The 14425-nt window shown below is 48.1% G+C and carries 8 protein-coding genes and 1 riboswitch; of the genes, 2 read left to right on the forward strand and 6 right to left on the reverse strand.

The window, feature by feature from the left end; translation table 11 throughout:
* Positions 1 to 4: 4 nt before the first annotated feature.
* Complete coding sequence (locus AAAA73_RS17020) at positions 5 to 3997, reverse strand: DEAD/DEAH box helicase (protein WP_340599697.1); 3993 nt, start codon at positions 3995 to 3997, stop codon at positions 5 to 7.
* Between the two features lie 130 nt (positions 3998 to 4127).
* Between AAAA73_RS17020 and AAAA73_RS17025 the strand changes: the two genes are divergently transcribed.
* Positions 4128 to 6134: an alkyl/aryl-sulfatase gene (locus AAAA73_RS17025; protein ID WP_340599698.1), complete on the forward strand. Its 2007-nt coding sequence runs from the start codon at positions 4128 to 4130 to the stop codon at positions 6132 to 6134.
* Between the two features lie 53 nt (positions 6135 to 6187).
* On the opposite strand, the gene AAAA73_RS17030 is transcribed toward AAAA73_RS17025, so the two are convergent.
* From AAAA73_RS17030 to AAAA73_RS17045, 4 genes are all read right to left on the reverse strand, one after another.
* Entirely contained in the window at positions 6188 to 8272 is a 2085-nt protein-coding gene (locus tag AAAA73_RS17030) for a TonB-dependent siderophore receptor (protein ID WP_340599699.1), read from the reverse strand.
* A 43-nt stretch (positions 8273 to 8315) separates the two neighbouring features.
* A riboswitch (TPP riboswitch) is annotated at positions 8316 to 8417 on the reverse strand.
* Between the two features lie 43 nt (positions 8418 to 8460).
* Positions 8461 to 9738, reverse strand: a complete 1278-nt coding sequence (locus tag AAAA73_RS17035) for a trans-sulfuration enzyme family protein (RefSeq protein WP_340599700.1) — start codon at positions 9736 to 9738, stop codon at positions 8461 to 8463.
* 103 nt (positions 9739 to 9841) lie between these two features.
* Positions 9842 to 10699, reverse strand: coding sequence for a hypothetical protein (locus AAAA73_RS17040; protein ID WP_340599701.1), 858 nt, complete (start codon positions 10697 to 10699; stop codon positions 9842 to 9844).
* A gap of 82 nt (positions 10700 to 10781) precedes the next feature.
* On the reverse strand, positions 10782 to 12482 hold the full coding sequence (locus tag AAAA73_RS17045) for an NAD-dependent malic enzyme (RefSeq protein ID WP_340599702.1): 1701 nt from the start codon (positions 12480 to 12482) through the stop codon (positions 10782 to 10784).
* Positions 12483 to 12605: 123 nt separating this feature from the next.
* On the opposite strand from AAAA73_RS17045, the gene AAAA73_RS17050 reads away from it, so the two are divergent.
* Entirely contained in the window at positions 12606 to 13352 is a 747-nt protein-coding gene (locus AAAA73_RS17050; protein ID WP_340599703.1) for a substrate-binding periplasmic protein, read from the forward strand.
* On the opposite strand, the gene AAAA73_RS17055 is transcribed toward AAAA73_RS17050, so the two are convergent.
* Complete coding sequence (locus AAAA73_RS17055; protein ID WP_340599704.1) at positions 13349 to 14155, reverse strand: hypothetical protein; 807 nt, start codon at positions 14153 to 14155, stop codon at positions 13349 to 13351. The two genes, AAAA73_RS17050 and AAAA73_RS17055, sit on opposite strands and share 4 nt — an antisense overlap.
* Positions 14156 to 14425 lie beyond the last annotated feature (270 nt).

A 14425-nucleotide genomic window follows, 5' to 3' on the forward strand; every position in this document is an offset into this window, starting at 1 on the left:
AAGATTATTTAAGTCCCAACAGGATATCGAAGTCCTCTTTGGAAAGCGCTCCGCTGGCATTGCCACCCAGGTCTGCTGCTGATTCTGCATTTCCAAACAGGTTTTGAAACTTCACGCCCTTGCGGTTTTTCAGAACCTCGATTTTTTCCTCTAACGATTCATGCATGATATAGCGGAACACCTGAACCGCTTTACTTTGCCCCAAACGGTGCGCACGATCCGTCGCCTGATTTTCCACGGATGGATTCCACCAAGGCTCCAGATGGAAGACATAGCTGGCTTTGGTCAAATTCAAACCCACACCACCTGTTTTCAAAGTCATAACCAGGACGGCTCCGCCTGGAGTGGCATTGAACTCGGCCAAAATCTTTTGTCTTTGGGCTGTGGGAATTCCCCCATGTAATACAAAAACCGGGATCCCCGCTTTATCCAGCAACTTGGCAGTATGCTCCAATGTTTGCAGGAATTGCGTGAATACCAGGGCACTTTCACCGGATTCAACGATCTCGCTAACGGATTCAAGCAATGTTTCAAGTTTTGGCGGAACCTTATCATAGCGAACATTTGGCAAACCGGCAGGATCAGAACAAGCCTGACGAAGACGCAGAAGTGCCGTCAACATTTGCAGCTGCACACTGGCTTCCCCGTTGGTGGTCATCGCTTCCTGCACCTTTTGGTTGTAGGACAAAGCAATATCCCGATAGATTTCCATCTGCTTGTCTTCAAATGCGATACTCATCTTGGTTTCCTGTTTTTCAGGAAGCTGATCCAGAATTTCTTTTTTGGTTCGGCGCAAAAGCAACGGTTTGATCTTCAGTTTCAGATCATCCATCTCCTCGCGAGTCACCATTTCCGTATTCACAAACTGACGACGGAAATCCTCGATCTTGCCCAGACTGCCCGGAACCAGAATATCCACCAGAGAGTAAAACTCACCATAGTGGTTTTCCATTGGCGTACCCGTCAAACAAACCTTGAACTGGGCATTCAAAGAACGCGCGGCACTGGTTCTTTTGGTCGTGATGTTCTTAAGATTCTGAGCTTCATCGAAAATCAAAGTTCGCCACTTCACCTGGGCCAGGAAGTCCTCGTGCTCCATCAAAAGGCCATAGGTCGTGATCAGGACACACTCTTCACCTGTGAATAATTTTTTACCCAAGCGATCACGGTCCTTATTGGAGAATACTTCCAAAGGCAGTTCTGGCGTGAACTTTTGCACTTCACTTTGCCAGTTGAAAATCAAACTTGACGGAACCACGATCAAAACCTGTCCCAGCTCCCCTTGGACCCTTAAGTCCTCAAGGAACGTCAACGTCTGCAGGGTTTTACCCAGACCCATATCGTCCGCCAGCAAAGCACCCAATCGCAGATTATAAAGATCCTGCAACCACTGAACGCCGTATTCCTGATAAGGTTTAAGCTCTGCATTCATGGATTTAGGTAAAACGAACTTACGCGGCTCCTTGCCAAGCCCGTCATAGAAATCGCAGATCTTTTTCCATTCATGGTCACCACGAATGCCGACACCCGAAGAGCGCAAAGCCAGCAACTCCAGGATCTGATGGCGAGGTAGTTTGTAAACACGCTCCCCGATTCCACCTTTGGTTTTGCTGTCGGACTTGCCACCTTGAAGCTTCTTCCAGAAGTTCTCCAAACGGCGCAGACTTGGCATTTGTTTTTTCGGAACCAGATACAACTTGCCATCGTACTCAATCACACCACCGCCACCAAAGCCGGACATGGCCTGAGCGTCAATCTCCTGACCCTTTAAGAAGAATTTTGGATTCAGTTCAAACCAATTGAAATACTTTTCAGAAGCATCACTGGTCAGCAGGAAATCAACCTGGAAGTCGTCCTCTGAAAGCTCCTGAAGCATTTGGCCTTTGTAGTAGATTTTAAAACCGAAAGGCAACAATGCCTGCAAAGACTCAATCGTGTCATGAGTGTGGGAGGACTCTTTGCGCACATTCGGAAACTGGAACAAACCTGTTCTGAGGGTGGGATCCTTTGCCGGATCGCCATTCCAGATTTTGGAAAGAAACGATGTGCGGGCCTTTTTAAAGGCATCCCCACTGGTCGTCGCGACCAGGCGTTTTAACATCTCGTAGATTAAACGGAATTCGCGTTCGACCGCTCCTTCCAGAATAACCTCGCCGGATTCAGAATAAAAAGACTCTTTGGCTCTTAAAGCCTGCAAGGTCTTGGTCACGTAGTCGTCAAAGTAAACCAGCACATTACGGGAACACAGTTCGTTCAGGGACATCTCACGCGCCAGCACAACGCCTGTGCCGCTTACCAAAAGCGCCTGGACATTTTCCTGCACCATTTTGAAGATTTCATCTTCCTCAACGATACGACCATCGGTCAACTCGCCCGCAAAATGCCAGTTCAATGTCTCAAGGGTCAGGTACTGCAAAACACCCAAGTGGCGCAGTAGCTTCAAATCCCAGTCTCGCTTCCCGCGGGAACGAGTGGCAATATCCTTGGCATCCGCTCCTAAAAAGTAGGGCAAACCTTCGGAGAGGACATGCAAATACAACGAAGCACGGGCTGTCCAGCCCGAACGCGCCAGATCTTTTTGCCCCATGACCCGGGCTTCATGTTGTATATGAAAGGCACCGGTTTCTGTCAGATAAATACCCATTACACTTTGAGATGAGGACAATTCTTTAACTTCGCCCGTTATGTGCACAGGAATTCCGCGCGAGCGCAGATGCTTGACCATGCGTTTGGCTTCAAGCTCCCCTTCAATCTCCACCCGTGGGTATTCAGTGGAGGTCAGTGAGAATGCCAGAGCATCCTCGTTCACATCCGTCAGCACACGAACGAACTCACTCCACTCCCGATACCACGGATGAATGGCTACCACGCCCTCTTCCGCCTCAAAGGCGAACGATTCAAAAAATGCAAACGGCTTTTTCCGGTTGGGGCTGATCAAAGTGAATTCAGAAATCAGCTGATCTTTTTCAGTAAAGTCCACGCGCCATTCAAATTCGCGAGTCATGTCAAAATCGATAAAGCGAACTGGCAGTGATTTTTGCGAGTTTTTACCCTGGATATAGACTTCCAACTGACCTTGATTAAGTTTGGTCGCGACGTTAGCCAGAACCACCTGCATGATCTCTTCGACTTCACGCAAAGCCTGACTGATAAACAAATTATCCCGCTGCAGAGTCAAAGGCCACTTATCAAATACTGAATCCGGCTTGCGCGGTTGTGGCAGCAGATCTTTTGGCACATTTTTATACAATGGATGGCGTAGGATATCCCGGCCTGAAATCTGCACACCATTGCTGAAGTTATAACGAATCATGCCGGCAATACGATTTTGTTCGTTCACTTCGTTAAAAAAGTTCTCTGAATACGCTGTCAGCTTGCGACGAAAAACATCCGGCAGATTCCACAGAGTCGGTGCCAGGCTTTCCTGTTCTTTGCTGACATCAAGAAGTCGATGAGGTTCAGAAACTTCATTCAACAGTGATGTCAAAGTTTCGCCACGCAATACCGGTGCTTCTTCGACGTATAAAGTGATAGATTGCAAAAAACCAGTGGTCTCTGCCTGACCTGACAACCCCTGCTGCCTGTGTTGACGTGGACCACGCAATTCTTCAGAAAGCTTTTCAATGCGTGGATCTGCAGGCACACCCTCTTCCAGAGTTAACGCCTGCCACAAAACAACGTATGAAGCCCATTGATGCGAACACGTGATCTTGGTATCACCGCGTGTTCCGCAATTATCGCAACGAAAATCCAAAACGCCGGAGGTTTCATCCTGAAGGACTTTGACTGAACACTTCACGTCCTCTTTGCGGTCATCAATGAAAACTTTCAACTGCATGGTGCCGGAGGCATTGGATTGCATCTCATAGCCATCAAAACCACCGTCCGCGACCAGCTCCAGTCCTTCTGCAAATTCACGCTGCTCCCCCAGCGGCACACGCTCGCTAGGATGACGTAACTGAGAGACATTTTGAAGGCTCATGGGAGCTAGAAACACGCTTTGTCCTTTGTCAATGACACCACATTGTGGGCATCGAACATTATGGGTGATTTTTCACACATTGTCCACCCTTCATTTCCACATCTTTTCACTCTCAGAAACAATAAAACACTCAGGAGGAAAGAAAATGCACAAACGTTTGTTGCGAGGGTCTCTCGCTGTCTTATTTGCGACTTCAGTCAGCCACGGAGCTGAACTTCCGGATGGCAAAGCCACAGAGCATACCAAGCGGGAAAATCAAAAGTACCTGAAGATGCTGGATTTCAATGACAAGGAAGAATTCGAGCTTGCTCAGAAGGGATTTATAGCAACTTTGGATAATCCTTTGATCAAAGGTAAGGACGGCAAAACTGTCTTTAGCCTTGCCGCGTTTGACTTTGTCAAAGGGGATGCCGCGCCCGACACAACCAATCCAAGTCTATGGCGTCAATCTCAGCTGACTCGCATTCATGGCTTATTTAAAGTAACTGACAAAATTTATCAGATTCGTGGATTTGACCTGTCGAATATGACCTTGATCGAGGGGAAAACCGGATGGATTTTGATCGATCCTCTGCTATCCGCTGAAACTGCGGCGGCCGGCTTGAAGCTGGCAAATGATAAATTGGGACAGCGCCCGGTCAAGGCCGTCATCTACACCCATAGCCACGTGGACCATTTCGCGGGCGCTGGCGGTGTAATCACTGAAGCTGATGCGAAATCGAAAAAGGTTCAAGTCATTGCACCAGAAGGATTCATGGAAGAGGCCGTCAGTGAAAACCTCTATGCCGGAAATGCCATGGGACGCAGAGCTGACTACATGTACGGTCGAACTTTGCAAAACTCTCCGATTGGAAACTTGGGAACAGGATTGGGGCCTGGCACTGCCATCGGATCAACAACATTGATTCCACCAAACAAAACGATCACGAAAACCGGCGAGAAATTGACGGTCGACGGCGTGGAAATTGTTTTCCAGATGGCACCAGGAACTGAAGCGCCTTCAGAAATGCTCTTCTACTTCCCGCAGATGAAAGCACTTTGCCTCTCCGAGGATGCAACTTCCACCATGCATAATCTGTATACTCTGCGTGGCGCGAAAGTACGCAGCCCCGCGGTCTGGACAAACGCACTTTCTGAAACTCTGAGCATGTTTGGATCTAAAGCTGACGTCAGCTTTGCTTCCCATCACTGGCCACGCTGGGGTAACGCTAAAGTCGTGGAGCATATCTCAAAACAAAGAGACATGTACAAGTTCATCAACGATCAGACCTTGCGGCTGGCGAATCAAGGTTATGACGCCGAGGAAATTGCGGAGAAAATCAAACTTCCGGATACATTGGCAAAAGAATTTTACAATCGCGGATACTATGGCTCATTAAGCCACAACGTCAAAGCGACTTTCCAATTGTACTTGGGTTTTTACAACGGAAATCCGGCCACTCTTCACAAACATCCGCGCACGGAAGCAGCCAAGCGTTACGTAGCTGCGATAGGTGGCGCTTCGAAAGTTATGAAGGTCGGTCGTGAGGCGTTCGACAAGGGTGACTACCGCTGGACTGCTGAACTCGTGAATCATCTGGTTTATGCAGAGCCTAACAACAAAGAGGCGCGCCAACTTCAGGCGGCGGCTCTTGAGCAATTGGGCTTCCAGGCAGAGAGCGGTCCATGGAGAGACGTTTACCTTTCAGGAGCTGCTGAGCTGCGTGGACGGGTCCCTGGGGAAGCAACACCTTTCGTGGACACCCGCACTCTTCCATTGGCAATGCTGATCGACTATACAGGCATGCGTCTGAATCCTGAAAAGACAGCTGGCAAATCCATGAAAATTGGACTGGCACTTAACAATTCCAAGGAAAAACAAACGTTGGAACTAAACAACTCCGTCCTTCACGTAAGAAAAGCGATCCCGAACGAAAAACTGGATGCCACATACACCATGTCTTCCAGTGACTTTGGAGCTGTGCTTGGCGGAATGGAGTCATCGGCCGATTTACAAAAAAGCGGCAAGCTCAAATCCACTGGCAAAACCGGAGCACTTAACGAGCTCGTATCTATGCTGGACACATTTGATCACTCCTTCAATCTGATTGCTCCGGTGGTTGAAAAAACCGGCAAGAGCGATCACATGGCAAGTGCAGAAGCTTCGAACTAACAGGATCTGAAATACAAAAAAAAAGGACGGGCACCTACCCGTCCTTTTTTAATTCACAAAAACAACTGCACGTTCAAAGAGAACAGACGATCCCCGCCTGGATACAAATAAACATGTCCGTACTGAGTTGGGGCCTCCCGCCAGTATTTATTGTTCATCAGATTCTCCACCAGCAATTCTGACTGTAGCTGCACTCCATCCAATTTTAATTTGTAGCCAACACCTGCATCCCAGCGAATCCACCCCGGAATCAAAACAGAATTATCCGCAGTGACCGAACGCTCCCCTTCAAAGACTCCACGCCCCTTCAGCGACCACATGGAATTCAAGTGGTATTCGACACCAGAGCGCACAGTCTGCTTGGGCACGTTCACCGGAATTTTACTATTCAGATTTGCGGCAAGCACGCTGTCTTCGCGACGGGCCTCAAGCACCATGGCAGCCACATACCATTCACAACTCACGCACTTGCCCTGCAATTCAACTTCCACTCCCGAATGGCGATCGACACCATCAACCTGATAAAGTGGCGCCTGATCTGTCACCAATGGACGATGGATATCGAAGACTGCCACACTCCACTGAATCGTTTGGCCGCCACGCACACCGATCTCGTACTGACGGGAGCGCACATCCGGCAGATACTCGCCAGGATTGGCGTAAGTACTGCGATTCGGCACAACGTACGCTTCCATTCCTTCGGCATAGCTCGCGTATAGCAGTAGATCCTGCGACCACTGATAGGAAAGTGCCGCCCAGGGCAAAAGAAACGACTGATAATAATCCGTGCGACGACTGCCGTCCGTTCGCACGGAGCTTCGGTTCACCCCATTCCAACTGCCACCCAACCAGGCTGTCCATCTTCCAAGCTCCATCGCATCTGATGCCAGAAATTGCAGATTGGCAGAATCCCGATTGGTACTCTCATCATTCAAGGTCGGATTAGCTGGAACCTTTGCCGTTCCGTCGACATGCCCCTCCCCCACATAGTTATAAGCCTGACGTTGATAGCGTTCGCGGGTTTTCCAACCCAAAATCGCCGCATTCCACTTGTGTTTTATATTCTCGAACTGCACTTGCCCGGCAAATCCAGTGCGCACGGATTCGGTATCGCGAACTTCATTTTCGCTGCGATAGTCATAAAAATCAAAAGTCCCATCAGAACAATAACGGTCAAAGTTTCCGTCTTTGGTGCAACCATAGGGATACGCCAGGTAGTCATCATTTTTAAGAGCTTGCATTCCCGCGGATAAATTCCATTGCAGGTTTTCATGCACGGCCATGGAATACTGCACACTTCCAGTTAAAGCCCCAAACACCACGGGCTCACTCCAGGATTGGTTATTAAGATTGATGTTAGGATTCTGAACCTCGGGCAAAGCATCCCCCAGAAGACTCATGCCGGGTTGACTGGGTTGCGACCGCCTTGACCACTCAAGCTCCGCATCCAGCAAACCGTATTCACCAATTCGCACACTGATCGCGCCGGCCACTAAAGATCGACTGCCTTTTGCATGTTTTAAGTGTGGCGAGATATTTTCCTGAGCGAGATTAATCCGATAATCCGCGCGTGCGCCGGCGGCACCGCCAACATCAGCGGCCAGCAAAAGATTCCCCGAATCCGACAGATCAACAGAAACGTCTTTGATCTTTTTACCGGACTTCTTAACTTCGTAGTCGATAAATCCCCCTGGACTGCTGACACCGGATTGAACACCCGACAGGCCTTTAAGAATCAGGATGCCCGACTTGTTTTCCAAGGGAATGGAGGTCTCGGCACTGATGGGCAAACCGTTACGCCGAAAGTTACTGCGATTATCCAAGGTGTATCCGCGAATGGAGACCATGTCCCAGTAGCCCGTGGCATTGTAGCTGTCACTGAGAGAAGCTTCCAGTGTCGTCAGGTCCGCCAGACGAAGTACGCGGTTCTGCTTTAATTCCTGTTCGGAATAGTTCTGGGAACTGACCGGCACCTTTTGTAAATCCTCTGCAGGAAATCCCAAAAGCGAGGCATTGGCCTTAAAGGTATCGTCAATGACAACTGCTTCCAAAGTCGTTTGCGCCATGGCGGAATTGGCCAGCAGCATGAAGACGATCGCACTGATTAAATGTTTTGATTTTCCGAAGTGTTTTTTCATCGCATTTCCTTTGCTCAGGGAAATGCGCTAACTGTGAATAGATTCAGTTAATTAACGACTTCCCTGCGCGAGCATTATCTCTGTCAGGTTCAAAGGGTATTTCTCAGCCTTCTGCACTACGCAGAAAGCACCCCTAGCTTGTGGTGAGCTTTATGTCGGAAACACAAAGCCCCGTCAATTGTTATGTATTAAATTCTTTTTAGTGCGTCTTCGATATCGGAAATGATGTCTTTGGCATTCTCAAGACCAATACTTAAGCGAATCGCGCGTGGATCAATTTTACTCTCGCCACGTTTATCTTCAGGAATCGCTGAGTGAGTCATAAAACCCGGAACTTCGATCAGCGTCTTGGTCAGCCCCAAAGAAACCGCCAAAGTGATCGAATATGAATTTTGTGCGATATCATCGACAAACTTCTGACAGCGCTTCATATTCCCCTTAACGTTAAAGGAAATCATCGTGCCCGGGCAGAATTTGTTTTCCGGAGAAATCAAATATTTGCGTGCCAATTTATACTGCGGATGAGACTTCAAACCCGGATAGGTGACAGACTCCACCTTTGGATGTTTTTCCAGGAATTGCGCAACCTTCATTGCCGTCGCCTGCTGTTGCTCAAAACGAATCGCCTGGGTTGAGATACCATAAACCATAATGTGCCATGCAGAATAAGGATGAATGATCGCACCAAAATCCTTACGTGCAACACGCAACATGCCTTCAAAAGATTTTGGAGCAATCACGGCTCCACCCATTTCCGTACCAAAGCCAGAAATATTTTTGGTCAAACTTTGGATCACGAAATCCACTCCCCACTCGATAGGGCGCAGGGACCAAGGGGTTGCGAACGTGTTGTCCACCACCGTATAGATACGGTCATCCACTTTGCGTTTTTTATTTGCCGCTTTTACCAGAGCTGTGATTTTTGCCAGATCAGCGATTTCCAAAATCGGATTCGATACCGATTCAAAATAAATCACGCGTGTTTGCGGATTGCTAAGTTCCTTTTCAAGGACTTTCAAATTATTGACGTCAATCAAGGAGTGTTCGATCCCCAATCGCGGCAACCAGTTTGTGATCAGACTGTAAGTGCAACCATAAAGAGTTTTATGAGCCACCACACGCTGGCCACTTTTCATAAGAGTCATAAATGTCGAAGAAATGGCACCCATGCCGCTTCCGAACGTGACTGCACTTTCGCCTTTTTCCAAAACCGCCAATTGATCTTCCAGCATTTTGGTCGTTGGTTCCTCAAGACGATCATAGATCCAGATTGGCTTATCCTTGGTGTCACCCGCAAAGCTGCTAAAACCCTCTGCTCCACGAGTCAGTGAACCCAAGCGGAACGTCGTCGATGCCGTCATTGGTGGAATCAAATGGTGAGAAAACTCCCATGACTTGGAAAGGGCTTCTCCGTGAATGGCTTGTGTTCTTGGTGACAAATGTTTGCGCGCTGACTTTTTGGTCATGATTCCCCCGAGAGAATTCAAATAGAAATTCACTCGAAACTAGAGCACAGGTTCTAGGCTTGGGGTATATATGACTTCAAGCGGTAACGCCTCTGGCCAAGATTTAGCTCGCTTTGTCGGCAAGCAGACGCTGACAGCGATCCAGGATTGTGGCTCGTATGCGCTCACGGTGTTGAACGAATTCGGGCAACTTCGTGTTTTGCACGATCTTAAAGAGCTGCACCACCCGCAACAATTCAATTAGACGCGGTTTTTGCGGTCCCCGCGAAAGAGGATACTTCGGCATTTCCAGGTTTTCCTCCGCCGCTTCCATCACCGCCATTGTCCAGTCGATTTCAGTCTGCGTAAGATAAATCCCAGGGATCAACAACGGGCGTTCGCGATGCTCGGACTCTTCCTGTATCAGCTGCGCGCTCAACATACGCAGTTCACCCACGATGCGTGTCATTTCCGCGTCGTGATTTCTGCCATAAAGTTTAAAGACCGTCTTTTTCCAGGCCTCACAAAAATCATCGAAATCAATATTGGATGACTTTTCAAACAGCGGAGGGTGCGTGATGTAGTTGAGTGTTTTGGTAATGACATCCTCGGCAATAACCAGGCTCGTGTACTTGCCCCCTACGCGCAGCAAATGATGAGTCCAACTTGCCAGTGACGTCAAAGAGCGATTGTCAACCAGGCCATTTCTGAAGTTTAAGTGGAACTCCTCAAAAGTCACAGACGACATCGGAGCATCCAGCACCTTATCCATGGCGCTTTTTTTGCGGTCGTGCTTTGGCAGCTGATAAAACAAATTCAGTTTCTTCTGAAATTTCTCAAAGGTATCACTCCACAGATTTTCACTCTGACAGGATTTATAAAGTTGAAAAGCCTTTGCAGGACTGGGCTCGGCCTCATCCAGCAAGGAATTAATTCTTTCAACCAAAGTGCGTGGAAACGTGTGCCAAAGATCCTGAATCATAGATCTCAGTCTAATGGCAATGAAAGGGAATTTCTGAAATTTATATTTCGTCGAACTTTTTGACGGCCTGACTGCGACTCGCTTAAGTCGCAGCTCTGTGGCGGTAATCGCGGTACTCGGGCTTCCAGAAGTTTTTTTCAATGGAGGCCAGCAATTCCTCGTCAGTGGTAGTGATCGCCACTCCGTCGGATTGCGCGGCCTTCCCCACTTCGAATGCAATCTTGCGGGAAACTTCGGCAATATCCTTCAGCTCCGGCAACAAGGCCCCATTTCCATCGGTCGCCATCGGCGAACAACTCGCCAATGCTTCACTTGCTGCCATCAACATCAGGTCTGTCACACGACGGGCCCCTGAGGCAATAACACCCAAACCCACACCTGGGAAAATATAAGAGTTGTTACATTGAGCGATCGGAAAAATCCTGTCTCCGAAAGACACCGGAGCAAACGGACTTCCAGTTGCAACCAAAGCCGCCCCATCCGTCCAGCGAATAATATCCTCTGGCAGTGCTTCCACGCGGGAAGTTGGATTAGAAAGCGGCATCACGATCGGACGGGCACAGTTGGAGTGCATCAAACGAATGATCTCTTCTGTGAACAGTCCCGGTTGGGCGGAGGCACCGATCAAAACCGTCGGTTTTGCCAGACGAACCGTTTCTAAAAGTGAAATCTCACCTTCCCCTATGTTCCAACTTTGCAAACTTTCCGAGGACTGAACCAACGGAGCTTGGAAATCCAAAAGATTTGGCATTTTGTCAGTCAAAAGACCAAAACGATCCACCATGAAAACCCGGGCACGAGCATCGACCTCACTCAAACCTTCAAGCTTCATTCGGGCAATAATTTGCTCCGCGATTCCACATCCTGCAGACCCGGCGCCCAAAAAGACCACTCTTTGATCGCGAAGGTGTCCACCGGCTGCGTGACTTGCAGCGACCAGACTGCCGACCACAACTGCGGCCGTTCCCTGAATATCATCATTAAAGCAGCACAGCTCATCGCGATATCGCTTCAATAAAGGGGAGGCATTCTTCTGAGCGAAGTCTTCAAATTGCAAAAGAATATCGGGCCAGCGACGTTTTACCGCCTCAATAAAAGCATCCACAAAGGCATAGTACTCTTCACCCGAGATGCGCGGATGTTTCCAACCCATGTACAGTGGGTCATTGATCAGCTGTTGATTGTTTGTTCCGACATCAAGAACCACCGGCAGAGTGTAAGCCGGACTGACTCCACCGCAAGCGGTGTACAAGGAAAGCTTTCCAATAGGAATTCCCATGCCGCCAATGCCCTGATCACCCAAACCCAAAATTCTTTCCCCGTCTGTGACAACAATGACTTTTACTTTCTGTTTGGTGACGTTACGAAGCATTTCGTCAATTCGATCGCGATGGGAATAAGAAATAAACAAGCCCCGATGAGCACGGTAGATCTCGGAAAAATGCTCGCAGGCTTCACCGACAACCGGTGTGTAAATAACCGGCAGCATTTCAGTGATATGGTTTACGACCAGATGATAGAACAATGTTTCATTGGTATCTTGCAGATTGCGCAGAAACACATGGCGATCCAGGCTGTTTTTAATAACTTTAAACTGACTGTAGGCTCTGGCCGCCTGCTCACTGATTGTTTCAATCTGCTCTGGCAGCAGGCCGTGAAGATTCAGGTTGGATCGCTCTTCTTCGGAAAAGGCACTCCCCTTGTTTAGTAACGAAATATCCAAAAGGAAGGTTCCTGAATAGGGAATGTAAACCGGGCGATTATGTGAATTTTCTGAATCCATGCGATGCATCCTAGTACGAACAGGTCCAGTTGTACATCTGTTATAAAGCTGATGATAACTCGTATAAGTCCGAGTAAGCAAATAGTTGTATAATTACGACAGTTCTTATTGTAGCTTGAAGTGATGGTGCTGATACATTTGATTTTTGCCGCTTTGATGTTTACATCCGTTTCCGCTGCCTCCGCCGAGACCATTCACTTGAACGGCGAAGATGACTGGGCCCCCTATTCCTCAGCCACCAAAGACTACAAAGACCTGCAAGGACTTGCCCCTGATATTATTCGTGCGGCTTTTAAGTCACAGGGAATTACCGTCATATTCCGCCCGATGCCATTTACCCGCTGCATGAAGGAAGTCGACTTGGGACGATCCTTGGGCTGCTTTGACACTCTGATCAATGCCGACACCCAGGACCGATACCTGTTTCACCCGACACCACTTTTCAAGGCTGAGATGTATATCTATGGCAAGATCAACAGCAAGCCGGTCACGCTAATCGATCTTGAAGGAAAAAAAGTGGGCGTAACCATGGGTTACACCTACCCGACTACTTTTATTGAAAATAAGAAGATCCTGCGCGAAGTGGGGCCTACTGAAAAATCCCAGATGCAAAAACTGGCGTCCGGAAGAATTGACTATGCCATTCTGTGGGGACTCACTGGAGAAAAAATTCTTAAGGACAACCCGCATCTCCTGTCGAAAGTGAAGGCCGTTGGCAAGGTTTCCCGCGATTCACTTTATATCAACTTCTCTAAAAAACACAAAGATGGCGCCAAGTATGCCGCCATCTTTGAAAAGGGACTTAAAACTATTATCGAAAACGGCACTTACAAAAAAATTGAAGCCGATTTCCAAAAAAGCCTGAATTAGTTCAGGTTACCCAAACGAGCCAAAGCTTTTTGTTGTTTTGCTTTGGCTTCGCTCAGTTTTTGGCGTTTTTGTGCCAGCTTTTCCTGAAGATCTTTTTTCTTGTCGATATTCAACTGAGCTTTTCTGTTATGCTTTTCAGCCTGAGCCAATGCATTTCTTGTCTGCATCTCAAGGTTTCTTGATTCACGCTCGTAGTTTGCACGGGCTTTTACAAACTGTGCATCAGTTTGTTTTAGCAAAGCTGCCGCCTGGCGCTCTTCATTTTTAGCGCGAGCCAACTTCGCCTGCTCTGTTTTCAAAGCTGCATTAGTGCGGGCCATTTCACCTTTGGTGGAATTAATAGCCGCCGCCAATTGCAACTTTCTGTCCTGAGATTGATCACGGTCAGAACGGGCTTTGTTCAATTTATCAGTGGCACGAGCCAGTTTGTTCTGAGCTGCTGATTCCTCGGACTCCATTTTACCAATGGCTTTACGAAGAGTGATCGTCTCGCCAATCAAACGTGTTGTTTGTTTGGAGTTTTTAGTGGCATCGGCCTGCAAACGTTTGATTTCACGGCGTGTGCGCGAAGATGTCTCTTTATGTTCAGCAGTGCGGGATTTAAAATCTGACTTTGCACTTTCCAGTTCCGCAACGGACTCATCGAAACCACCTTGAGCTTCATCCAGATTTGCAAATGCGCTTTCAACTTCAGATTGAGCATCCACTGCGTTGTCTTTTGCCATGGAGGCGTAACCCTGAGAAGCACCGAAAATCATCATCAATGCCGAAGCTGCCAAAACTTTTGTATAATTCTTTGTCATAAATGGTTCCTTATAAAGGTTGATAGCCCTCTCTATCCATTTTCTGTGCCGACAGGCCTTCCCCCGCTCATTTGCAGAAGAGCTATAATCACCACCCCTAACCGGGAAATACTTTCCAAAACAAACGACAAAATAGGCACCCCTCGGCCCCGGCCCCTCCCAAAATCAAAGTGTCAAAAATTGTGACACACTTTGATCTTTTTCAATAAGTCCACTTGGAGTCCTTCATCGCACCCAATCCGCAGTATAAGGGTGCATCTTTTATTGAGG

The sequence above is a fragment of the Bdellovibrio sp. GT3 genome (genome assembly GCF_037996765.1).
GTDB lineage: Bacteria > Bdellovibrionota > Bdellovibrionia > Bdellovibrionales > Bdellovibrionaceae > Bdellovibrio.